This is a genomic window from Pseudomonas sp. AC463 (assembly GCF_979253585.1).
Genome location: NZ_CEEDDZ010000012.1, coordinates 160,820 through 184,271 on the forward strand (window position 1 = coordinate 160,820; position 23,452 = coordinate 184,271).

Genomic DNA, 23,452 nt, shown 5'->3' on the forward strand with positions numbered 1-23,452 from the left:
GTCATTCAGCCCCCCTCGCGAACATCGCCAAGGGGGATCTTTAAGTGCGACAGGCGGTAGAGCAGCGTGCGGCGCGCAACGCCCAACTCACGCGCGGTGCGGGTTCGATTGCCACGGTTCTTGTGCAGGCAGTCGATCAGGAACACCCGCTCCACCCGCTCCAGGCGTTGCCGCAAGGTGGCATCGACCGCTTCAGTGGCGGGCGCCGGCGCCAACGAGAGGTGCACCGGCAGGATCAGCGCGTCATCGCAGAGCAGGACAGCCCGCTCCACCAGGCACTTGAGTTCGCGCACATTGCCGGGGAAACCATGGCTCGAGAGTTGATCCAACGCCGCACTGGACCAGCCCACCGGTACGCGGCCCAGGGCCACACAAGCCTCCTGAGCAAAATGCCGCGCCAGCAACAACACATCGCCGTCGCGCTCGCGCAAGGCCGGAAGCTCAATGGGGAATTGCGCCAGGCGGTAATAAAGGTCTTCGCGGAAACTGCCCTGGGCCACCATTGCGGCCAGGTCGCGGTGGGTCGCAGCGATAATGCGTACGTCGACCTTGTGCGCCGTACTGGCGCCCAACGGACGAATTTCACCTTCCTGCAAAACCCGTAGCAACTTGGCCTGCAGCGACAGCGGCATATCGCCAATTTCGTCCAGCAGCAACGTACCGCCGTGAGCAGCATCGAACAGCCCGGCATGGTTGCGTTCGGCACCGGTGAATGCACCTTTGCGATAGCCGAACAATTCGCTTTCCAGCAACCCTTCGGGGAAGGCTGCACAGTTTTGCACCACGAAGGCCTTGGCGCTGCGCGGCCCTGCGGTATGGATCGCCCGCGCCACCACTTCCTTGCCGGTACCCGTCTCGCCGCGCAGCAGCACGGTGTAAGGGGTATTGAGGATCTTGCTGATCAGGCGGTAGGTTTCGTCCATGGCCGTGCTGCTGCCGATCAACCCAAATGCCGCACGGCTGACCGGCGCGCCGCACAAAGGCTCGACGCTGCTGAGAGCGGGGCGCATACCTCCCAACAACGCCAGTTGAGTCAAGGCAAAGCTGCCCAACCGGGCCAGGGAAGCGGCGTAGTCCTGCAAGGGTTTGGGGCGCTGGCTGGCAAGCAGCAAAACCCCCGCGAGGGTCTTTTGCCGGTTGAACAACGGCACGCACGACAACGAGCGCCAAGGCTTGGCCATTGCTGGCAGAAAACCGCATTCATAAGGGCTGTTCTCCAGGTCATCCAGGCTGAGGGGGCTGCGATGGGCGAGGACATAGTGCAACATCTGCTCATGCTGGAAGTCCGCGCCTGCCACCGGCTCGCCGACCGGCAGCGCCCCGGGCAGGAACTGGGCAATAAGGTCGAGTCGGCCTGTGGCCGCATCGCACCGATACAACTGGCTGAGTTCGCACTGGCTCAATTGCGCCACCGCTGCCACACACAGCGGCGGCACAGCACCTGCCTCGTCCTCGGCGCCCAGGCGGGTGAACCAGCCCAGCAACGCATCCGCGTAAGCCAGCGGATGGGGCAACGGGGTAAACAGGTTATCCGTCATTGGCTGAACTCACAGGTGGGATCGCCGTTGCCATCGAGGCCGGCATGTACCTGCGACAGCGACTCGCCGCTGGCCATGGCATCCAGCAGCCAGTCCGCCAACTGCGCCAGCAAGTGGGTCTCGATCCACTGATCGATGTAGCGGGCGCCGCTGTCACTGTGCGCACAGCGCTCGGCCATGTGCACAACCAGCTCGGGGCTGTAGCTGAACGCAAGCTTGCGTAACAGCAACCGTTGCCCGAGGCGTTCCAGCTTGAGCCTGGCCATCCCATGCAGGATTTCACCGGTGATCGGGTAATACGGTACCACTCGCATCCGCGCCAGCAGTGCCGGCTTGAAATGGTCGCGCAGCAGTGGGTGGATTGCCTCCTGCAGCAGCTGCACAGCCGGTCGCCTCGCGCCTGCGCAGAGTTCGCCGATGCGCTCGCTGCCGAGGTTGGAGGTCATCAGGATCAGCGTGTTGCGAAAGTCGATTTCCCGCCCTTCCCCATCGTTGGCCAGGCCCTTGTCGAAAATCTGATAGAACAGGTTCAACACTTCCGGATCGGCCTTCTCGACCTCGTCGAGCAGTACCACCGAATACGGACGTTGGCGTACGGCCTCTGTCAGCACCCCGCCCTCGCCATAGCCGATATAACCGGGTGGGGCGCCAATCAACCGGGACAGCGCGTGTTTTTCCTGGAACTCCGACATGTTGAGGGTGGTGACAAACCGCTCGCCGCCGTACAGCAGGTCACCGAGGGCAAGGGCTGTCTCGGTCTTGCCCACGCCACTTGGGCCCACCAGCAGAAATACGCCGACTGGGGCATCGGCCTTGTTGAGCCCACTGGCGACCGCGCGCAGGTTGCGATCAAGAGCTTGCACCGCCTGCTCCTGCCCAAGGATGCGCAAGCGCAGCGCATCGGCAAAACCCAGCACCCGTTCACTGCGCTCAAGGGCCAGCTGTTCAACCGGGATACCGGTCCAGCCGCTGATGACCTCCGCCACCAGGCGCGGGCACACAGGCTGTTCCACCGCGCGCTGTTCAAGCCAGCGTTGCTCCAGGACCTGACGCTCGCCCTCAACCGCAGCCATGCGCAGGCTCAACGCGTGCAAGGCGGGCGCATCCGCCGGTAGCCCGGCGTCCCGATCACGAGTCAAGGCCCGGCACTGACGCGCGCCCTCCGCCTGTTCGGCATGCAGCCGTTGCAACGCCTCGGGCGGTGTATCTCGGTTAGTTCGCACACGGGCGCAGGCGGTATCCAGCACGTCCACTGCCTTGTCGGGCAACTGCCGCCCGGCGAGGTAACGGGCGCTCATCTGCGCCGCGGCAACGACCGCATCGTCACGCACATACACGCCATGGCTGCGCTCATACACCGCCACCAGCCCGCGCAGGATCGATACCGCCTGTTCAACGCTGGGCTCGGGCACCTTCACCGGCTGGAAACGCCGCGCCAATGCGGGGTCTTTTTCGAAGTATTTCTTGTATTCGGACCACGTGGTGGCGGCGATGGTGCGCAACTCGCCGCGAGCCAGGGCGGGCTTGAGCAGGTTGGCAGCATCGGACGCGCCCGCCTGGGCACCCGCCCCCACCAACGTATGTGCCTCGTCGATAAACAGGATCACCGGTTTTGCAGATAGCTTGACCTCATCGATCACGCCTTTGAGGCGCCGTTCGAATTCGCCCTTGATGCTCGCTCCGGCCTGCAGCAGGCCCATATCCAGGGTCAGGAGGCGGACGTCCTTGAGCGGTTCGGGTACCTGTGCACCAGCAATAAGCAGGGCAAGCCCTTCCACTACCGCGGTTTTACCCACGCCGGCTTCGCCGACCAGAATCGGATTATTCTTGCGACGGCGTACGAGTATGTCGATCAGTTGGCGGATCTCCCCATCGCGGCACAACACCGGGTCGATACGCCCTTCATGGGCCTGGCGGGTCAGGTCATGAGTAAAGCGCTCCAGCAACGATTCGCCACTCGCCACTGGGGTACTCCGGGGCACCTGACTCAACAAAAACTCGTGCACGCGCTCCACGTTCAAGCGGCTCAACACCCCCTGATAACCACTGCCTGCGTGGTGCAACGGATGACGCAACAGCGCCAGCAAAAGTGCGCCGTGATCAACCTCGGTTTGCTTCAGCTCAAGATGGGCAACCATCAACGCTTGTTGCAGCCATTGCACAAGCGCCTGGGAAAACACCGGATTGCGCGACTCGCTCGCCTCGCCCTTGGGCTGCAATACAGCTTGCAGCTCACCCGCCTCGACGCCCGCGTCTGCCAGTGCCCGCACCAGCAGGCCGTCGTGGTGTTCGAGCAAGGCCAGCACCAGGTCTTCGACCAGGACTTCCCTACCGCCCCGGGTCACACAGCGCTCGGCAGAGCGTTCAAGATCTCGACGCGCCTGGACGGTCAACGTCTGGATCAGTTGTTGCAGATCCACATTCATCATAACGATTCATCTCTCATGAGCGTTGCTGGCCACAATGACCACGCCGTCAGCGCACTCATGCGCCAGCCAACTGGTCCAGCCGAGGCGGCAGACGTTGCCGGCGCCGATATGCAAGGGCTTGATCTGCGCCGGGTCCAGCACCAGGCGCAGATCAAATTCCAAAGGGTCACGCACCGTCAGCCGCACCAATGAACACAGCGGCGGGTAGTCCGTGCCGGTGGGCAGAAACCGGTGAAACCGTTGCCAGCTCAGGCCCTGCACATGCACCCTGAACTTGCCGCTGCGGTCGCCGACCTGGCGACCGAGGACCTGGTCCTGGCCAAGCACACTGTTGGCAACGCCCAGGCGATTTCGCTGCGGTTCGGCAATGACGACCCTGCGCTCCACGCATTGCTCGACAAACAGGCGGTTGTACGTGAAGTAGTAACGCAACACCTTTTCGATCAAGGCTGCCGAATGCGCCCGAAGGCCCAGCAACCCCAGATAGGGCAACAGCCGCTTGCAGTCCAATTGCGCAGCAGTGCGGATTGGCCGCCCCCGCAACCCGATCAACGCGAACATCTGATCGGAAAACACATCCCGGGCCCCGGCCTGGAAACACACCCGGTAGCGGTATTTGCGCCATATCGGCAGCATCAGCCGCTGCAGTCGATGGTGAAACAGGTCCAGGAAGTCCCGGGTGGTATTGCCGCCTATACCTTCGGCAAACGCCTGCTCGCCATAAAACGCCGGCAATGGAGATCCGGCACCACATAGGCCCAGCACGTTGAGGCGAAGACGCGCGCGCAATTGATCGTGTTCAACAAAAAACTCCACCCGGTCGATATCGTGACCCGGGAAACCAAGACCCGGATTGGCCTGAAACTCCAACCGGTCGTAAAGCGCGTCGGCATCCAGCAGCGGATGGGCGTCGCGCAAGCGCTTGATCACCTGCAAAACCGCCTGGAACAGCGAGTATTCGCGGATGACGCAGGCCAACTGCGTCAGAGCAGGGGCTGCTGGCCTATCCGAGGTGGCCATAGGTACACATCTCCTTGTGTGCTGGTGACACGTAATTCGTGATAGGCATTGAGGCTGGCGTAGAGCGCAAAAAACTCGTTGAGCACCGACGCGAACACGAACACTTCGCCCTGGCCCAGGAACCCCTGGGGATCAATCGTGAGGTCTATCCGTAGTCCCCGAATCGGCAGGCCACGCTGCAATCGGTCGATGGCCGTATGCTTGACGGACCGCAACGCACCCAGCCGCCGCTCGCTGACTTTTTGCGCTTGGCGGTCGTGGTAACGCGGCAGGTCGTAGGTTTCCAGGATCAACTTCAACGCTTTGATATCGCTCAGTGACAGGTAGTTGAGCGACATGTTGCTGATCAGCCGCCAGAGAAAGTCGTGATCCAGCGGCGGTGAATAACTCGCGGTCGGCGCGCAGATATTGCGAAACGACAAACCTTCCGGTGTCTGCTCGCAAGGCTGGTTTATCGCGCCTATCGCAAGCTGCCGTGGCAGGTTGTGGTTGGTGCAGGTCAGCTCGACCGAGACTGTTTGCTGGCCTGCCTCCAGACCGTTGTTGAACCCAAGCCAGGTATCGAGCCCGGCGTGCTGCGCCGACGACCGTTGGCGAATGCTGTAGCTGGGCGGGCCTGCCGCTACGTCGGTATCGCCGTCATGTTCGAACGACTCGAACGCTACGTACGCCTGGTAACCCAACCCGCCAGGGTGCCAGCCGGTGACGCTATCCACGGAAAACACACAGGCGTTTTCCCGCGAGTACTCGCCGGGTATCAGCAGGTATTCATCCTGCTTGCCATCCAGGCGAATCGGCACCGCGTCGTGCGTGAACAGGTTGACGATCGGCGTGCAGTAGAGTTTCACGTTGTCCAGGGTCGGAAGTTGAGCTTCACGCCATGGGTTGCGCAGTTCGAACCGCATTACGGTCCCGCATACCTGCTTGAGCTGTTCAGGGCGCAGGCTGTGCAGCACATCCAGCCCCCCGACATCGACAAACAGGTACTTCTCAGGAAAGGCAAAGTACTCCTGCAGATGGCGATAGCCGTCGAAAGCATTGGCCGGATAAGGAATCAACGCATGTTCCTCGCCAAACCCCACCGGCCGCACCTGTTCAGCGCCAATCCGCAGCGAGAGGGGCTGCCCATCTGCGCCGTCGATCGGCAGGCCATCGTGGCCGAACGGCAGCAACTCGATCCCTTCAAGATGACGCAACAGGCTCAGGTACAAACCTTCGCCGACAGGCTGATCGCCTGTCAGATGCAGGCGTAACTGATCGAAAACGCACTGGCTGAAGTCACCTTCTGCACTCATTTCCAGGCGCAGGTTCAATATGCCCCGCTCGCCATGCACGCTGTATTCCACGGCACTCAGTTGCAGTGGAAGGACCTGTGTGGCGTAGCAGGTGCGAAAGCGGCAGCGTTCACTATTAACCGCAGCACTTTCGACCTGCGTATCCCGCGCGACCTGCACACCAGGGCCGGCATGCTTCAACGGATCAAACTGCAGGATGCTGAACGCGGGCACCGGCCGCATGTAGTGGGGCCATAGCAAATGCATCAACGAGTGGGTCAGTTCCGGCAGTTCGTCATCCAGTTTCTGGCGCAAGCGGCCGGTAAGAAACGCAAAGCCCTCCAGCAACCGTTCCACGTCCGGGTCCTGGCCGGGCTCGGCAAGAAAGGGGGCGAGTGCCGGATTGCGCTCGGAAAACCGACGCCCAAGCAGGCGCAACGCACCCAACTCGCTCTGGTAATAACGGTTAAAGGACATCCGGCAAAACCTCTACCTGCCCAGCGCCGCACAAACGCGCGGTGAAAACCACCGACTGCCTGACACCCACGACCATCAGCGTGGCCTCGATAACGAACGCCTGGGCCAATGGGTCGTGATCCCTGGGCAGAGCCGTAACCCGCACTCCCTTCAAGCGAGGCTCATAGGCGCGGATAAATCGCTCGATCAGCAACCTCGACTGGCTCTGTGATTCATGCAGGCTCAGGCTCATGTCATTGAGGTCGGGCAAGCCATAATCCGGCAACGTCTGAACGCTGCCCGCACGAATGCTCAGCATCTTGCCCAGGTGCGTGGCGACCGATGTCACACCACACGCAGCAGGCGTTGCCGGGCGTTCGAGGCGCTCGAAAAGGCTTTGTTTGTGGGGCATCCCCTGGCCTCTGCTCATTCTTTATCGAGCTTGCCAACAAGGGACAGAGTGAAATCGGCACCCATGTACTTGAAGTGCGGACGCACACTTAGGTTGACGCGGTACCAGCCTGGCTCGCCCTCGACATCACTGACGACAATGCGTGCCGCCCGCAACGGGCGCCGCCCACGTACTTCGGCGCTGGGGTTTTCCTGATCAGCGACGTACTGGCGAATCCATTTATTGAGTTCCAGTTCCAGGTCGGTACGCTCCTTCCACGACCCCAGTTGCTCGCGCTGCAGGACCTTAAGGTAATGGGCCAACCGGTTGACCACCATCATGTAGGGCAACTGGGTACCCAGGCGGTAATTCAGTTCGGCTTCCTTGCCCTCGGCGCTGATACCGAACTGTTTGGGCTTTTGCACCGAACTGGCGGAAAAGAACGCGGCATTGTCACTGCCCTTGCGCATCGTCAAGGCAATGAAACCCTCTTGTGCCAGCTCATATTCACGGCGGTCGGAAACCAGAACTTCGGTTGGAATCTTGGTTTCGATTTCGCCCATGCTGTGGAAGTGGTGCAGCGGCAGATCTTCCACTGCCCCACCGCTTTGAGGGCCGATGATGTTAGGGCACCAGCGGAACTTCGCGAAGCTGTCGGTCAGGCGGGTGGCAAAGGCGTAGGCCGTATTCCCCCACAGGTAGTGTTCGTGGCTGTTGACCACGGTTTCCTGGTAGGCAAAGGTCTTGACCGGGCATTCAAGAGGATCGTAGGGCGTGCGCAACAGAAAACGAGGTACGGTCAAGGCGATATAACGTGCGTCCTCGCTCTGGCGAAAGCTCTGCCATTTGGCAAATTGCGGGCCTTCGAAATGGTCTTTGAGATCCTTGAGGTCCGGCAAGCCGGTGAAACTCTCCAACCCGAAGAAGCCCGGCCCGGCTGCCGCAATAAAAGGCGCATGGGCCATGCAGGCCACGCTGGAAGCATATTGCATCAGCTTCACATCGGGCGCGCTCGGGGAAAGAAAATAGTTCGCGATGATCGCACCCACAGGCTGGCCACCAAACTGGCCGTATTCAGCGCTGTAGATATGTTTGTACAACCCGGACTGGGTCACTTCCGGTGAGTCCTCGAAATCATCCAGCAGGTCTTGCCGCGAGACATTCAGCAGCTCGATCTTGATGTTTTCGCGAAAATTGGTGCGATCGACCAGCAGTTGCAAGCCCTTCCAGGACGCTTCCAGCGCCTGAAACTCCGGGTGGTGCAGAATCTCATCCATTTGCCGGCTGAGCTTGGTGTCGATCTCGGCGATCATCCGGTCGACCAGGCGCTTCTTGACCGGCTCCCCGCTGTTGTGTGGCTTGATCAGTTCTTCGATAAACGCCGAGACGCCACGCTTGGCAATGCCGTAAGCCTCGTCATCCGTACTCAGTAACGTTTGGGCAATGATAGTGTCGAGAATGCTGGATTCGTCAGCCGCGTGAGCCGGCATCGGCTTCTGTTGGGTGCTCATGGTGTCAGTGTCCTTCTACTGAAAATGTCAGGCGGTGGGGCTGTTCAGCCCCAGCTCGGCCAATACCCGGGCGCGGGATTCGTCATCGGCCAGAGCCTGTTCGATGGCTTTGCGAAAGCTTGGCGTATTGCCCAGCGGGCCCTTGAGCGCCATGAGCGCCTCGCGCAACGCCATCAGCTTGTGCAGTTCGGGGATCTGCTCCACGAGGTTCGCTGGGTTGAAATCCTTCATGGAATTGATGCGCACCTGAATGGCCAATTCCTCAACGTCAGCATCCTCCTGCAGGCGGTTGGGTACGCTTAGCGTCAGGCTCAGTGCCTGCTTGGCCAAAACATCATCAAGGGTGTTCTTGTCGATCGCGATCGGCTTGCGATCCTCGAGCTTGCGCACATCCTCGCGCTGGGTGAAGTCGCCCAACACCAATAGCTTCAACGGCAGTTCGACTTCTTCCTGCACCCCGCCGATAGCGGGCTTGAAGGTGATATTGATGCGTTCCTTGGGTGCTACCGAGCCATCTTTGGCCATGGTTTTTTCCTTTTCAAAGTGGCTCAAAAGCCTATTCAAGTACCGCTTCAAGATCGAAGAGGCACAGCCTGCGATGGGTTTCTTCCTTACGCTCGCGCACGGCATGGTTTTGTGGCAACAAGTCGCAGCAGCGGTGCAGAAGCTGGGTCACTTGAAGGGCCAGCTCCGGCTCCCAGCGCTCCAACCCCAGGCGTTGCAGCTCATGGTCCAAGTGCTCGAGCTGGATCTTCGCCACCTCATGCTTGCCGGCCTGTACACACAGACGCGCCTGTGCGAGGCGCCAATGAAAACGCACACGGTCGCCGCGCGCGGCGTGCATGCCCTGCGTGAGTGCATGCATAACCGACTTGAGTCCGTCCTTTCGTAACCGGGCAGCGGCATCCTGCAAGGCCATCTCCCAAGGTTCGGGGTCGGCGTCGGCCACCATTGCCGGTGACTCGGGCCGCTGCAGGTGACGGGTAACCTGCAGCGCGATCCAATTACGGGTATCGGCGTCGGCGAACGGCGTGCCGTCGTGAAAGCAAAACTCCGGCAGGTTTGGCAAGCGTTGCAGCAACAGGGCAAAGCTCACTTCCAGCTCAGTCATTGCCAGGTCGGCCTGCAGGGCCTCAAGGCATTGCCAGACCCTGTACAGCCCGTCGAACCAGAACAACGCTCCGGCAAGGCTGGCCTCCAGCTCCAACAACAAGTCGGCGTAATGGCCTTGGGCAAAACGCTCCTGGTAGCGCTTGAGTTTGTCGGCTGCGGGCCCGCGCAAGGTGGTGACACGCTCGTTGTCGGCATCCGGATAGCTGACCAGCGCCAGCCATGCCAGCGTTCGGTTCAAGCGCAATGCGCGCAGGTCGGCAGCGTTCTGGCGCAGCCACCAGGCGCATAACGGACGGGCCTGATCCTGCAAAGTGCGCAACACTTTGTGGGCGTCTTTTTCGTTAGCCACCACCGCCTCGGGCTTGAGCAACTGAGTGGTGACCTGCTTGACCTGCGCAATCACGCCGCTCATGCCCGAGGCGGGAAGATCACCTTGCGCAGCCCGCTCCAGGCGTTGAGCCAGTTGCCTGCGAATCGGCAATAACAGCGGAGCGTCGTCCAGCAAGTGCTCCGTCCACAGCTCATCGAGGCGTGCCAGGTGTTCAAGTACGGACTGGAACAAAGGCTGCTGACTCTGCAGCGACAGGCTCTCTGTAAACAACGGCTCCAGGCGCAATACCAGCCAACTGAATGCCGCGCCACGGGTGCGCGGTTTTTCGGGATAGAGCGCAGGCCAATGCTGCTCGCAGAGATAGCGCAGCAAACCGAGGCCGGCCAGCAGCCCAGCGAAAGACTCGCGCTGGTGCAGAGCCCAGGTCAACCAGACAGCCACCCGCAGATCCTTGGATTGCTGACGCAACACCTGCTCACTGGTTTCCAGAACCTTATGCCAGTCGGGCTGGCTGGAGCCGTGCATCGATTGCGCCTTGCCCAACTCGCTTTCAAGAAATTCATACTCGCTCGAAAAGCGCATATCGCTGCCGGCAAAACGGGTCTGCGAGCACGGTAACTGTGCAAGTTCAAGATAGTAATCATAGAGCTTGTCTGAATAAGCCATTCGGCACCGCGGGCAACTACCAAAAGCAAATAAGGGCCAACTAAGCACATTTAAATTGCGCATCAGATTGCCATCTAAACTTCGTTCGACCTCCCACGAAGTTCGCAAACCTTAGCCACGTCTAAAACATTCAGCAAGCCACAAACCAATACTTAAGAAATATCCTACAACCTCCAAAAAATACGCGCTGCGCAGTATTTTGCGCAGCCAAACGCCCAAAACGAACTGAATTAGCTGGCAAACCCCTATGCCATCAGGGTGCGCCCTATGAGCAACTAAGTGCGCACAGATGCGCAACCAGTTCCCCTTTTATTCAATTAAATCCTGCTCTCTGAGTTTAAAATGTTTCCCCGCGCGCACTCCGACTCTTGTTTTTATTGACTTTCATAGTTTCAGGCACACTTCTTGTTATAGGCATTTGCCCAGCCGGCACATTTATCGGTTGGAACTACCTCATCATTCAGGCAAGGAAACCCGTCATGCCAACACCCGCCTATCTTTCCATCACCGGTGTCAAACAAGGTTTGATTACGGCAGGCACTTTTACCCAGGACTCGGTAGGTAATATTTACCAGGAAGGGCACGAGGACCAGATTCTGGTGCAGGCCTTCGCGCACCAGGTGATCATCCCCCGCGACCCGCAGTCCGGCCAGCCAACCGGGCAAAGGGTCCACAAACCCTTAATGATCACCAAGGTCTTCGATAAGTCATCGCCCTTGCTGTTCAGCGCACTGACCAGCGGCGAGGAGGTCAAGTGCCGCCTTGAATGGCTGCGGACCTCCTCGGCCGGGACCCAGGAGCACTACTTCACTATCGAGCTGGAAGGCGCAACCATCGTGGATATCCAATCACGCATGCCCAATTGCCAGGACCCGGACAATGCCCACTTCACCCACTTGGAGGACGTGCACTTCACCTATCGCAAGATCGTGTGGACCCACGAAGTGTCCGGCACTTCCGGGTCGGATGACTGGCGCAGCCCGGTAGCAGGCTAAACCGGAGCGCTGGCGGGAACGGCGGCCATGGATGGCCGCCACTCCTGCCTGCTGGCTACACCATCGCCAGTGGATGCTTGCGCTTGGGCGCACCGAACACACGGTCGATGGCGTCCAGGTCGTGCTCATCCAGCACCAGCTTGGCAGCGGCGGCGTTGAGCCGCACGTGCTCGGGGCTGACCGCCTTGGGGATGGCGATCACTCCGTCTTGGCGCAATACCCAGGCCAGGGCAACCTGAGCGGGCGTAACGTCGTGGCGGCGGGCGATCTGCTTGAGGGTGGTGCTGGACAGTAACTCGCCACCTTGGGCAATCGGGCAGTAAGCCATCAACGGTAAATGGTGCTGTTGCCACCAGGGCAGCAGGTCGAATTCGATACCGCGCTCTTCGATGTTGTAGAGCACTTGGTTGGTCGCACAGGCGGGGGATGCGAGTTCCTGCAGGTCGGCCACGTCAAAGTTGGAAACACCCCAGCGGCCGATCTTGCCGGCCTCGCGCAGGCGTTCAAAGGCTTCGACGGTTTCTTCGAGGGGATACTGGCCGCGCCAGTGCAACAGATACAGATCGATATAATCCGTGCCCAGGCGTTGCAGGCTGGCCTCACACGCACGCGGTACGCCTTTTTGGCTGGCGTTGTGCGGGTAGACCTTGCTCACCAGGAAGACCTGGTCACGCCTGCCGCGAATGGCTTCGCCGACCACACTTTCGGCGCCGCCCTCGCCGTACATTTCAGCGGTATCGATAAGGGTCATGCCCTCGTCGATTCCCAGTTGCAAGGCCGCGACTTCGGCGCGATGGCGGTCCGGGTTTTCGCCCATGCGCCAGGTGCCCTGGCCGATGACAGGGACGGGCACGCCGGCCAGATCGATAGTTCGCATGACAACCTCCTGGTGAATTCGCGGATTAACAGTGTGGCATTGACCGGACAAAAGGGTTCAATCGAAGTATGGTTGCCCTCTGCCAAGTCGCCAGGAAGGACCTGCCATGCTGTTTGTGGTGATGCTCGGGGGCAAGCACCCCAGGGCCAAAATTGAAGTTCACGATGTGGTGTTCGCTGCGGCGGATACGTTGCAAGACACTTACCCGCAATTGCGCGAAGGATGGTTCGGCAGCCCCAAGGGCTTGCATATCGATGCGTGGATGGCGGTGGACGGAGTCGACGGCTGGAAAGTCGAACTCAGCCATTTGGCGCCGCAGGCGGGGGCGCAGCACCTGTACTTCATCAACCTGGGTGGTTATGAAGCCAGCAGCTTTGGTGAAGCGCACCATTACTTATTGGTGGTCGCCCGCAATAAACAGGAAGCAACCAGCAAGGGCAAGCAACAGATGCTGCGGCATTGGGCCCAGGCCCACACCGACGGGGTATTGGATATCGACGATTGCCTGCCTATCGACCTGGTGGAGGGTCGCTACCTGCACCTGGTGCAAGGCGTGCATCGGCCGATCATTCAGCAGAACGACTATATCGTGCTGCCTTGAGTGTTTTGCTGTTGCTCTGTCTTTGAGGGTGACCTCAGATCCAAATGTGGAAGGGGCGGTGCGAAGATTCGGCTTGCCCCCTATGGCAGTGGGTCAGCTATAGATTTATCAGCTGACACACCCTCATCGGGGGCAAGCCCCCTCCCACATTTCTGACCGATTTCAAACCTGAAATACCAGTCGGCTCTAAGGCCGCCGCGCTTTTGATTTTGATCTGCGATCGCCCCGTCAACCACGATGCCCGCAATCCGACAGTGATTTGGGCATGCCGAGCCTAGGCGAGGCACCGAGTGGTGGGGCGTGGACCTTTTGGTTACTTTTGGGTTCTTCTGTACCCGCTGTAAGAGCGGAACCATACGCGGCCGTTACCCAAATAACGGATATGCACACAATCATCCCCCCGCCATATGCTCCGAAATCCTGGCCCGCAACCACCGTTCAGCCGGGTCATTGTCATGCACCCCACTCCACACCATCGACAACTCCGCCGCATCAATCGCAAACGGCGGGTCCTCCGCGCGTAAGGCCGTACCCTCGGTCAACGCACACGCCGCATAATCCGGCACCGTCGCAATAATCTGCGTCCCCGCCAACAGCGCCCGCAACCCACTGAATTGCGGCACCGCCAACACCACCCGCCGCGCCCGGCCGATCCGCGCCAGGTCCAGATCAATATTGCCGCTCAGGTCCCCCGAAAACGACACCATCGCATGCGGCCGCTCGCAATAATCATCCAGCGTCAGCGGCTCAACCCCGTCATCCCCACGTAACACCTTGCACGGAATATCCCGCAGCTTCTTGCGCTTGGCATTCGCCGGCAACTCCGTGGTGTAACTCACCCCCACCGTAATCTCCCCGCTGGCCAGCAACGATGACATCAACAGGTAATTGGCCCGCCGCACCACCACGACAATCCCCGGCGCCTCTTCACGCAACTGGCTGAGCAACGGCGGAAACAAGCCGAACTCGGCGTCATCCGACAAGCCGATACGAAACACCGCACAACTGGTGGAAGGATCGAAATCCTTGGCGCGGCTGACCGCGCCTGAAATGGTGTCCATGGCCGGTTGCAGCTCCTTGAGAATCGCCAGTGCGCGTGGCGTGGGCTCCATGCCCCGCCCGTTGCGCAGCAGCAACGGGTCGTCGAACAAGTCTCGCAAGCGCCCCAAGGCCGCACTCACCGCCGGTTGGCCCATAAAGAGTTTCTCGGCCACCCGGGTCAGGTTCTTCTCGAACATCAGCGCTTCGAAAATCACCAGCAGGTTCATGTCGACGCGGCGCAGGTCGTTGCGATTCATGGGGATATCCAAACGGTTAGCAGTTCATAGGATAAGCATGCAAAACGCCATTTCGATTGCATGCCTGTGCTGTCTTTTTCGACGATTTTTGCCGCTGCACCTGGCGAAATTAACAACGATTAACTCGTCAGCCAAGCGGTCCGGCGACAAGAATGCAGGCGTCTACACTGCATCCAATCACCGGGAACGCTCCCATCGACTGCGGATATCCGTCATGGCCCGACTCGAGTACTGTACGCCCCGTTTATCCGCCACCGGTGGCCTATGCCCCCGGCGCGAGCGTATCGCCAAACAATTGATCCTCGCCAACCTCGGCGAAAGCCTGGCCATTGCCGACCTGGCCCAGGCCTGCGCGTTGTCGCGCAGCCACTTTTCCCGCGCGTTCAAGTGCACCACCGGGCTGTCGCCCCAGGAATGGATTCGCCAGCAGCGCATCCAGCGCGCCAAGGAGCTGATCACTCAGTCCTCCTTGAGCCTGACGCAAATCAGCCTGGAGTGCGGCTTCTGCGACCAGGCGCACTTCTGCCATATGTTCACGCGCAGCGAGGGTGTAAACCCGATGACCTGGCGAAATCACCAATTGCGTCACAAGCTGCATCACAAGCCTCAAGAGATCGCTGCCTAGTGGTCTGCACGCACCTGGAATATGCTGGCCGCTTACTTTCCCCAGAGCACGGCCACCCATGAGTGACCCACGCGACCAGGCCGTGCATTTTGGCCCCTACCGCATCCACCCGCACCAGCGCCTGGTGCTGGAGGCGGGTCGCCCGTTGCGCCTGGGGCGGCGCGCGGTGGATATCCTGCTGATCCTGCTGGAGCAGGCCGGCAATGTGGTGAGCAAACAGGAACTGATCGCCCGGGTCTGGCCCAAAAGCGTGGTCGAAGACGGCAACCTGCGGGTGCACATGGCGGCGTTGCGCAAGGCACTCGGCGATGGCCAGGCCGGGCAGCGCTATATCGTGACGGTGGCCCAGCGCGGCTACAGTTTTGTGGCACCCCTGAGCATCGAACCGATGAGCCTGCCCACCGAAGGTGAACCGCAACGCCCGTGCCACAACCTGCCGTTGCGACGAACCCGCATGATCGGCCGCCAGGCTCTGATCGACAGCCTGGTGCAGCAGTTGCCCGAGCAGCGCTTTATCACCTTGACCGGCGCCGGCGGTATCGGCAAGACCACCGTCGCGCTGCGCGTGGCGGAATTGCTGATCGGCCATTACCGCGACGGCATTCGCCTGCTCGACCTCGCGCCGCTGATCACGCCGTCGATGATCCTGCCCAACCTCGCCGCCCTGCTCGACCTGACCCACGCCGAGCATGAGCCGCTGGCCGAGTTTGCGCGGCGCTTGCAGGAGCACCAGGTGCTGCTGGTGATCGACAACTGCGAACACCTGCTGGACGACATCGCGCTGATCAGCGAAACCCTGCTGCGCCACGCGCCCAAGCTGCACATTTTGACCACCAGCCGCGAGGCCCTGCGCGCCGAGGGCGAATATGTGCAACGCCTGGAGCCCCTGGCCTGCCCGCCCGCCACCGGCAACCGCGCCCAGGCCCTGGGCTACCCGGCCCTGCAATTGCTGATCGAACGGGCCATGTCCCATCAGGACAGCTTTGAACTCAGCGAAGCCGAACTGCCCCTGGCAATTGATATCTGCCAGCGCCTCGACGGCATTCCCCTGGCCATCGAGTTGGTGGCGGCGCAGATCGAACGCTTCGGCCTGCCCGGCCTGCTGGTGCAGATGGAAGACAACTTCCGCCTGCTCACCCGTGGCCGGCGCAGCGCCCTGCCCCGTCACCAAACCTTGCGTGCCACGCTGGACTGGAGCTTCGACCTGCTCACCGGTTGCGAACAGATTTGCCTGCGCCGCCTGGCGGTGTTCCGTGGCGGCTTCAGCCTGGCCAGCGCGGCGGCGGTGATTGCCGGTGAACAGATGGCACCGGTCGAGGTGTTGGGGTCGATCACCCAATTGGTGGCCAAGTCCTTGCTCAATGTGGAGCCGGGGGATGACGAGATGGTCTACCGGCTGCTGGACATCACCCGCACCTACGCCCTGGAAAAACTCAGCGTGGCCGATGAACTCGACGCCACCCGTGAGCGCCACGCCAATCGCTGCCTGGCCCTGATGAACCAGGCGCAGGACGATTGGGAACAGACCGCCACCCAACTGTGGATCGACCGCTATGAGCCACTGCGTGAAGACGTGCGCGCCGCCCTCGACTGGGGCCTGGGCGATCAGGGTGTGCACCTGCTGGGTATTCGTCTCACCGTCAGCGCCATGCCGCTGTGGCAGGAGCTGTCGTTGCTGCGCGAACACGGCTTGTACGTAGGCAAGGCGCTGGAGCGGCTGGGGCAATCGAGTACACCGAGCCAACGCTTGCACATGGCCTTGCAACTGGCCCATGGCAGCTTCTGCTATCACACCCAGGGCGGTACGCCGCAGACCGTCGACGCCTTCGCCTGCGCACGACGCCTGGCGGAGGCCGGCAAGGACCTCGCCGGGCAGTTGCGCGCGGTGTCCGGGCAGATGGCGGTCAGCCTGTGCGACGGCAACTACCGCGAGGCCCTGGTGCAAAGCCTGCATTTCGATCAACTGCATTTTGACCCATCAGCCCCTCATGCCGAGCCCTTGCTGGCCCTGAGTGCCCAACGCCTGCGGGTGCTCGCGCAGCACTTCGCGGGCAACCAGGCGCTGGCGCAGCACAATGCCGAGCAGGTGATCCAGCGTATGGCCCAGAGCGGCCATCTCAACCGGTTTACCCATGGTTTCGGCGTGCAGTACGACCAGAGCGTGGCTTCGTTGACGATCCTTGCGCGCATCCTCTGGCTGCGCGGTTTCCCCGAGCGCGCCGCGCGCACGGCGGGCCAGGCGTTGGCGCTGGCATTGCAGATCAACCACGGTACGTCGATCTGCTACACACTGGCCCTGGCCGGGGTGGTGATCGCCCAGTACAACGGCGATGACGTCGCGGCGCGTGATCAGTTGGACCTGCTGTTGCAGCAGGCGCAAAAGCATTCGGTGCAGTTGTTCCATACCTGGGCGCGCTGCTACGAGGGCACCCTGCCCATCGCCGAAGTGCAAGGGCTGGGCCTGGTGGAAGACATCCTAGTGACCTTCAACGCGCACGGCGTGGATGACGCCCTGTTCGAACGCGCAAGGAGCGGCGCAGCCGGCTGGTGCACCCCGGAGATTCTGCGGGTGCGCGCCAACAGCCTGGCCGATACGCACGCCGCCGAGGCGCTGCTGCTCGAAGCCCTCGGCCTGGCGCACCAGCAAGGCGCGCTGGCCTGGGAACTGCGCTGCGCGATGTCGTTGGCGCGACTGTGGCAGACCCAAGGCCGTATACAGGCCGCCCGCGACCTGCTGGCTTCAGTCTATGCAAGGTTTACCGAAGGCTTTGCTACCCAGGACCTAGTCCGCGTACGCAGCCTGCTCGACGAGTTGCAGAACAAACGGCCGGCCTGAAAACGGCCCCAGGTAATGCCCATACCCTTGCTGCAAACGCGCCACCTGCACGGGGTCGCGCAGTTGCGCCAGGGCATAGCTGCGCAGGCAATTGAGCAGGCGGTAGCGCGGGTAGCCCGGGCCGGGTTCGAGGGTCAGCAGCGACGTACCGACCAGGCGTTCGAGCAGATAGGCCAGGTCGGCGTGTTCCAGCTCGGTGCCAGCGACCAGTTCGCTCAAAGTCGGCAAGCTCATCGCCATCTTGAACAAGCCCAATTGCAGGAACAGCCAGCGCTCTGGCAGGCTCAGGCGCTGGTAGGTCCAGTCCAGGGCGGCGGTCAGTGATTGGTGGCGCTCCACCGCCGTGCGGCGGCCGCGGGTCAGCACCTGCAAACCCCTGCACAACTGCGCCTGCACCCCGCGCACGCCAAGGGCGTCGACTTGTGCGGCGGCCAGCTCGAGGGCCAACGGGATACCGTCGAGGCGCCGGCAGATATCCCGCAGCGGCGCCAGATCCTGGCGGCGCAATGCAAATCCCTGTTGGCTGGCGCAAACCCGTGCGACAAACAATTGCACGGCGGGGTACGCCAGCGCCTGTTCAACACTGGCCAATGCCGCCGGTGCCGGCAGCGCAAACGCCGGCACACGCATCAGCCATTCGCCTGGGGCCTGCAAGGCTTCGCGGCTGCTGACCAGCACGCTGACCTGGGGCGCCTGTTCACGCAACGCCCGCAGCAGATGGCGACAGGAGCCAAGCAGCAGGTCGGCGCCGTCGAGTACCAGCAATAGCTGCTTGCCGGCCAATTGGCGGCACAGTTCAGTGGCGCTGCCGGCGGGCTGCAGGTGCAGCGCCGTGGCCAGGTGGCGCAACATCGCGATGGGCGCCTCGACGGTGGCCAGGTCGACCCACCACACGCCATCGCGGTAGCGCGGCAACACCCGCTCGGCGAGCGCCAGGGCCAGGGTGCTCTTGCCCACGCCGGCGCAACCGGTGAGGGTCATCAGGTGCTGGCCGGACAAACGCCGTACCAACACGCCCAGCAGTTCATCGCGACCGATCACCGGGCTGAGCCGTGCAACCAGGTTGTGCTGAGGGGTGAATGTCTGGATCACACCCTGCACGGGCGCCGCGAAGCAATAGCCGCGCAGGGGATCATTGAGGATCAAGCGTTGCCCGTCGAGGGCACGGCGCAGTGCGGCGATGTGCACCCGCAGGTTGTTCTCTTCGACCACGCTATGGGGCCAGACCCGCTCGATCAGCTCGACCTTGCTGAAAAACTGCCCAGGCGCCTCCAGCAACACCGCAAGGATATCCAGCGCACGCCCGCCCAGAGGCACCGGCCAGCCCGCCTTGCTGACCAGTCGCTGTTGCCGGTGGAAGACATAGGCGCCGAAGCGCACCGTGCCATCAGCGTCAATCGCCTGAGGGTTATTCATGACGGTCATCGCGCTGGAACCCCCGACCTTGGGCGTTCGCGCATCCTTTTCCATGGGCTTGACGTTATCTTGCCAGCTACCGATGACAGGACAATGCTGGCACAGGGAGCGATACGGACAATCGGGTGCGCCAGACGGACATTCTGTCGTTAACTGAACTGTTGTCGGTATTGGGTAGGGTTAAGGCCGAGTTTTTCGCTGAACAGAAAGCGCATATGCCGCACGCTGCCAAAGCCTGCGTGGAAAGCCACGGTCTTGAGCGGCAGGTCGGTGGTTTCCAGCAACTGCCGGGCGCGGTCGATGCGTGCGCCTTGCAGGAAGGCCATGGGCGTCATCTGCACGTCCTTGGCGAATAGCCGCGCAAAGTGGCGCGCACTCATGCCGGCCAGCTCAGCCATCGACTCGATGGTAAACGCCTGCTCCAGATGCGCCAGCACATGGGTCTGCACGCGGGTGATCGCGGTTTCCTGCGGCGCCACGGCAGCCGTCATAGGGCTGAACTGGGCCTGACCGCCCTGGCGCTTCATCACCACCAGCAGCACCTTGGCCACGTCTACCGCGACTTGCTTGCCATGGTCCTGGGCCACGATCGACAGCGCCAGGTCGATACCCGCAGTCACCCCGCCGGAGGTGATCAAGCGCCCGTCCTGCAGGTAGATGCGGTCGGTTTCGACGATGGCCTTGGGGAAGGCCTTGATCAGCCGTTCGGTGTAGTGCCAGTGCGTGGTCACGCGCTGCTCGTCCAGCAACCCGGCGTGGCCCAGCACAAACGCGCCGGTGCAGATCGAACCAAAGCGCCGCGCGCGTGGCGCCGCCGCCTTGAGCCAGGGCAGCAGCGCAGGGTGGCATTCGTTATAGGCACCCGGGCCACCGGGCACCAGCAGCAGGTCATAGGCGCCGTCGGCCTGCTCCAGCAGCAGGTCAGTCTGCACCACCACCCCATTGGACGCGCGCAACGGGCCGGGCTCGGTGCCAATGGTGAGGATCTGGTAGTGCGCCGCCGCCGGCAGGTAACGGTTGGCAATCGAAAACACTTCGAGCGGCCCGGCCATGTCGAGCAGCAGGAAGTCCGGGAACAGCGCCATGGCCACGGTTTTCATAAAGCGGGAAGTCCATCGAAAAGGGATGCGGCGTGCATTATGGCACGTTCAAAACTGTCAACTTAAAAGAGACAGTTATTCAGATTTCAGCTTCTTAATGAATATTTCGATAACCATTAACCTTCTTCTCAACGCACAAGCCCTGCACTTCGCAGCCCGCTTGCACTTGAGGACACCACCATGCTGACCCTTCGCAAAGCTTCCGAACGCGGCGCCGCCAATCACGGTTGGTTGAAGTCGTTCCACACCTTCTCTTTCGCCAACTACTGGAACCCCGAGGAGCAGGGTTTTTCCGACCTGCTAGTGATCAATGATGACCGAGTGGCGGCCGGCAAAGGCTTTGGCCAGCACCCGCACCGCGACATGGAGATTTTCTCCTATGTGCTCGAAGGCGCGCTGGAACACAAGGACACCCTGGGCACCGGCTCGGTGATCCGCCCCGGCGACGTGCAATTGATGAGCGCCGGCAGCGGCGTGGCCCACAGCGAGTTCAACCACAGCCAGACCCGTGGCGTGCACTTCCTGCAAATCTGGATCGTGCCCGCCGTGGCCGGTGCCGAACCGCGCTATCAACAAGAGCACTTCACTGAGGCGCAAAAACGCGGGCGCTTGCAGCTGATCATTTCGCCGGAAGGTGCCGACGGCTCCCTGAGCGTGCGCCAGGATGCACGGGTATATGCCGGGCTGTTCAACGCTGGCGAAAGCGCGAGCCTGGACCTGCCGCCGGATCGCCACGTGTACATCCATGTGGCCCGGGGCAGCGTTGAAGTCAACGGCCAGCGCCTGCAGGAAGGCGACGGCGCCCGGGTGCGTGATGAACGCCAGATTCGTCTGAGCCAGGGTGAGGATGCCGAAGTACTGGTGTTCGACCTGCGCCCTCAGGAACGGCCGCAGATGCCATGACTGGCCTTGCGATGGCCCGCCCACACGGGCCATCGCTGGCGTCGATAGTCACCATCAGCGCAATGAAGTTCTCTTAAAAAATGCAACGCGTAACATCCAACCCATACCAGCAACAACCCAACTAAAACACTCGGAGCACACAATCATGAAACGCCAAATCTTGCTTAGCCTCGCTTTCTCGGTACTCGCTGCAAACGCATTTGCTCACCCTGTTGTCGCTGAAGGCGGCGCGGATCGCCTGATGGAAAGCCGTGTTGCCGAAGGTGGTTCGGATCGCCTGCTGGACCGCCGTGTCGCTGAAGGTGGTGCAGATCGTCTGCAGGAACGTGGCCTGGCTGAAGGCGGTGCTGATCGTCTGCAGGAACGTGGCCTGGCTGAAGGCGGTGCTGATCGCCTGCAGGAACGTGGTCTGGCTGAAGGCGGTGCTGATCGTCTGCAGGAACGTGGCCTGGCTGAAGGCGGTGCTGATCGTCTGCAGGAACGTGGCCTGGCTGAAGGTGGTTCGGATCGTCTGCACAGCAACAACGCTTGACCCCGTGCTGTTCGCGGGGCACCCCAAACCGGCCTGATCAGCCGGTTTTTTTTCGTCTGCACTTTAACGGCGCAGGCTTATTCAGCCTTGCTGTGTGCCGTCTCCAGCCGCCAGGCGGGTTCCTGATGGGCCCGTTCAGCACCGGACAAGCTCACCGCGACGCGGTTGAGCAGTAATTCGGCGTTGTACTTGGGCAACATTGCGCAGGCGAGCACCACCACCAGGCCAAAGCCGATAAACCGGCGGGACACCTTGATGTCGCTGGCCTCGATCCGCCAAAGAAAGGCGATGGCTGCGACCGCACCCAAGAATGCGCCGGCCAATGCTTCATTGAGGGGATGGATATAGGGCGCCACGCAATAGGCGCTGAACCCGGCACCGATCAGTAAACCCCCGAGCGCCGCCGGCCAGCGCAACACCGGGTTGAACTGGCGCGCCACCAGGCTCAAGCCTACGGTCAGCATCAGGCACGTGTTCATCGCATGCCCACTGAGCACCGCAATGTCCAGGGATTGAATGGATAAACCCCAGCCCTTGAACAGCAACTTGCTGAACGCAACAATCGAGTACGTCACGCCGACGGTTACTACCCAGGCCCGCAAGGCCCAGGGGTTGGAATACCTCAACCACACGGCAATAATAATCGCGGCCGGAATCATGACGGTAATACCGCCATAGTGTGCAAGTTCTGCCCGCATAGTGCCCCACCCTGACGCGCCCGTTTCGGCGCCCATCAGACCTCAGGCCAGGGCAAATTACAACGTTATCGATGGTCAGGGTTCAGCCCTGGGCCACGCGGCGCAGATTGATCGCCGCAGGCCGCGCGGCGGGGGTGTCCACTGCTACGCCGAGCAGGTTCAGCAGGCGTGCGCGGATGGCCTGGAACCCGTCCTGGCCGGTGTCCCGCGCGCGGGGCAGGTCGATGTGCAGTTGCTCGGCGATCTTGCCATCGGCCAACACAATCACGCGGTCGGCCAGCAGGATCGCTTCATCCACATCGTGGGTCACCAGCAACACCGCCGGGGTGTGCTTGCGCCACAGCTCGATGATCAGGCGATGCATCTTGATGCGGGTCAGGGCGTCGAGGGCGGCGAACGGTTCGTCCAACAGCAGCAGCTTGGGCTCGCGCACCAGGCCGCGCGCCAGGGCCACGCGCTGCGCTTCGCCGCCGGAAAGGGTCGCCGGGTAAGCCTCCAGGCGGTGGGCCAGGCCGACTTCGGTCAAGGCTTGCACCGCACGCGCTTTGGCGTCGGGCACCCGCAGGCCGAGGATCACGTTTTTCCAGGCGCGCTTCCACGGCATCAGGCGCGGCTCCTGGAACACCGCAGCCCGCGCCCTGGGCACGCGCAGCTGGCCGCTGTCGATACTGTCCAGCCCGGCCAGGCTGCGCAGCAAGGTGGTCTTGCCCGACCCGCTGGCACCGAGCAACGCCACGAATTCGCCCGGGGCGATGTCCAGGTCGAGGCCGTCGATGACCCGTTGCTGGCCGAACTGGCGCACCACATTACGCAGCTGCACCGGCGCTTCACTTGTCGACATA

20 protein-coding genes are annotated in these 23,452 nt (G+C 61.7%); 6 read left to right on the plus strand and 14 right to left on the minus strand.

Translation table 11 applies throughout. The features are described 5' to 3' along the window. Positions 1-5 precede the first annotated feature (5 nt). Genes AC0IYH_RS16990 through tssA form a run of 8 tightly spaced genes read right to left on the minus strand, consistent with a single transcriptional unit; the run spans position 6 to position 10,729 of the window. Positions 6-1,538: a sigma-54 interaction domain-containing protein gene (locus AC0IYH_RS16990; RefSeq protein ID WP_471835279.1), complete on the minus strand. Its 1,533-nt coding sequence runs from the start codon at positions 1,536-1,538 to the stop codon at positions 6-8. Next, positions 1,535-3,967: an AAA family ATPase gene (locus AC0IYH_RS16995; RefSeq protein WP_471835281.1), complete on the minus strand. Its 2,433-nt coding sequence runs from the start codon at positions 3,965-3,967 to the stop codon at positions 1,535-1,537. The genes AC0IYH_RS16990 and AC0IYH_RS16995 overlap by 4 nt, the downstream gene beginning before the upstream one ends. 6 nt (positions 3,968-3,973) lie before the next feature. Continuing rightward, the gene (gene tssG / locus AC0IYH_RS17000) at positions 3,974-4,987 is read right to left on the minus strand and encodes a type VI secretion system baseplate subunit TssG (RefSeq protein ID WP_116628956.1); all 1,014 of its coding nucleotides are present in this window, start codon (positions 4,985-4,987) and stop codon (positions 3,974-3,976) included. Then, positions 4,951-6,738: a type VI secretion system baseplate subunit TssF gene (tssF, locus tag AC0IYH_RS17005; protein ID WP_471835282.1), complete on the minus strand. Its 1,788-nt coding sequence runs from the start codon at positions 6,736-6,738 to the stop codon at positions 4,951-4,953. The genes tssG and tssF overlap by 37 nt, the downstream gene beginning before the upstream one ends. After that, entirely contained in the window at positions 6,728-7,129 is a 402-nt protein-coding gene (gene tssE / locus AC0IYH_RS17010; protein ID WP_471835284.1) for a type VI secretion system baseplate subunit TssE, read from the minus strand. Before tssE ends, tssF begins: the two co-directional genes overlap by 11 nt. Positions 7,130-7,143: 14 nt before the next feature. Continuing rightward, entirely contained in the window at positions 7,144-8,619 is a 1,476-nt protein-coding gene (tssC, locus tag AC0IYH_RS17015) for a type VI secretion system contractile sheath large subunit (RefSeq protein ID WP_116628953.1), read from the minus strand. Between the two features lie 27 nt (positions 8,620-8,646). Further along, entirely contained in the window at positions 8,647-9,144 is a 498-nt protein-coding gene (gene tssB, locus AC0IYH_RS17020) for a type VI secretion system contractile sheath small subunit (RefSeq protein ID WP_116629037.1), read from the minus strand. 31 nt (positions 9,145-9,175) lie between these two features. Beyond that, positions 9,176-10,729, minus strand: coding sequence for a type VI secretion system protein TssA (tssA, locus tag AC0IYH_RS17025; RefSeq protein WP_471835287.1), 1,554 nt, complete (start codon positions 10,727-10,729; stop codon positions 9,176-9,178). A gap of 479 nt (positions 10,730-11,208) precedes the next feature. On the opposite strand from tssA, the gene AC0IYH_RS17030 reads away from it, so the two are divergent. Then, a complete protein-coding gene (locus AC0IYH_RS17030) occupies positions 11,209-11,724 on the plus strand; it encodes an Hcp family type VI secretion system effector (RefSeq protein ID WP_116628951.1) in 516 nt (171 codons plus the stop codon). 55 nt (positions 11,725-11,779) lie between these two features. Here AC0IYH_RS17030 and AC0IYH_RS17035 read toward each other — a convergent pair whose 3' ends face one another. Beyond that, entirely contained in the window at positions 11,780-12,601 is an 822-nt protein-coding gene (locus AC0IYH_RS17035; RefSeq protein WP_471835290.1) for an aldo/keto reductase, read from the minus strand. 106 nt (positions 12,602-12,707) lie between these two features. On the opposite strand from AC0IYH_RS17035, the gene AC0IYH_RS17040 reads away from it, so the two are divergent. Next, positions 12,708-13,202, plus strand: coding sequence for a DUF1543 domain-containing protein (locus AC0IYH_RS17040; RefSeq protein ID WP_471835292.1), 495 nt, complete (start codon positions 12,708-12,710; stop codon positions 13,200-13,202). A gap of 392 nt (positions 13,203-13,594) precedes the next feature. Here AC0IYH_RS17040 and AC0IYH_RS17045 read toward each other — a convergent pair whose 3' ends face one another. Next, on the minus strand, positions 13,595-14,500 hold the full coding sequence (locus tag AC0IYH_RS17045; RefSeq protein WP_122771923.1) for a LysR family transcriptional regulator: 906 nt from the start codon (positions 14,498-14,500) through the stop codon (positions 13,595-13,597). Between the two features lie 214 nt (positions 14,501-14,714). Between AC0IYH_RS17045 and AC0IYH_RS17050 the strand changes: the two genes are divergently transcribed. Together AC0IYH_RS17050 and AC0IYH_RS17055 are read left to right on the plus strand one after the other, a co-directional pair. Then, positions 14,715-15,125, plus strand: coding sequence for a helix-turn-helix domain-containing protein (locus tag AC0IYH_RS17050; protein WP_116628947.1), 411 nt, complete (start codon positions 14,715-14,717; stop codon positions 15,123-15,125). Between the two features lie 58 nt (positions 15,126-15,183). After that, positions 15,184-17,961 (plus strand): ATP-binding protein, encoded by a 2,778-nt coding sequence (locus AC0IYH_RS17055; protein WP_471835295.1) that lies wholly within the window; start codon positions 15,184-15,186, stop codon positions 17,959-17,961. On the opposite strand, the gene AC0IYH_RS17060 is transcribed toward AC0IYH_RS17055, so the two are convergent. Continuing rightward, positions 17,908-19,431: a winged helix-turn-helix domain-containing protein gene (locus AC0IYH_RS17060; RefSeq protein ID WP_471835297.1), complete on the minus strand. Its 1,524-nt coding sequence runs from the start codon at positions 19,429-19,431 to the stop codon at positions 17,908-17,910. The two genes, AC0IYH_RS17055 and AC0IYH_RS17060, sit on opposite strands and share 54 nt — an antisense overlap. Before the next feature lie 95 nt (positions 19,432-19,526). Then, entirely contained in the window at positions 19,527-20,477 is a 951-nt protein-coding gene (locus AC0IYH_RS17065; RefSeq protein WP_471835299.1) for a GlxA family transcriptional regulator, read from the minus strand. Between the two features lie 180 nt (positions 20,478-20,657). On the opposite strand from AC0IYH_RS17065, the gene AC0IYH_RS17070 reads away from it, so the two are divergent. After that, positions 20,658-21,380, plus strand: a complete 723-nt coding sequence (locus AC0IYH_RS17070; RefSeq protein ID WP_122771919.1) for a pirin family protein — start codon at positions 20,658-20,660, stop codon at positions 21,378-21,380. Between the two features lie 145 nt (positions 21,381-21,525). Continuing rightward, entirely contained in the window at positions 21,526-21,912 is a 387-nt protein-coding gene (locus AC0IYH_RS17075) for a hypothetical protein (RefSeq protein ID WP_116628942.1), read from the plus strand. Positions 21,913-21,989: 77 nt separating this feature from the next. On the opposite strand, the gene AC0IYH_RS17080 is transcribed toward AC0IYH_RS17075, so the two are convergent. Together AC0IYH_RS17080 and AC0IYH_RS17085 are read right to left on the minus strand one after the other, a co-directional pair. Beyond that, entirely contained in the window at positions 21,990-22,610 is a 621-nt protein-coding gene (locus AC0IYH_RS17080; protein ID WP_471835301.1) for a hypothetical protein, read from the minus strand. 82 nt (positions 22,611-22,692) lie between these two features. After that, positions 22,693-23,451, minus strand: coding sequence for an ABC transporter ATP-binding protein (locus AC0IYH_RS17085; protein WP_116628941.1), 759 nt, complete (start codon positions 23,449-23,451; stop codon positions 22,693-22,695). Position 23,452 lies beyond the last annotated feature (1 nt).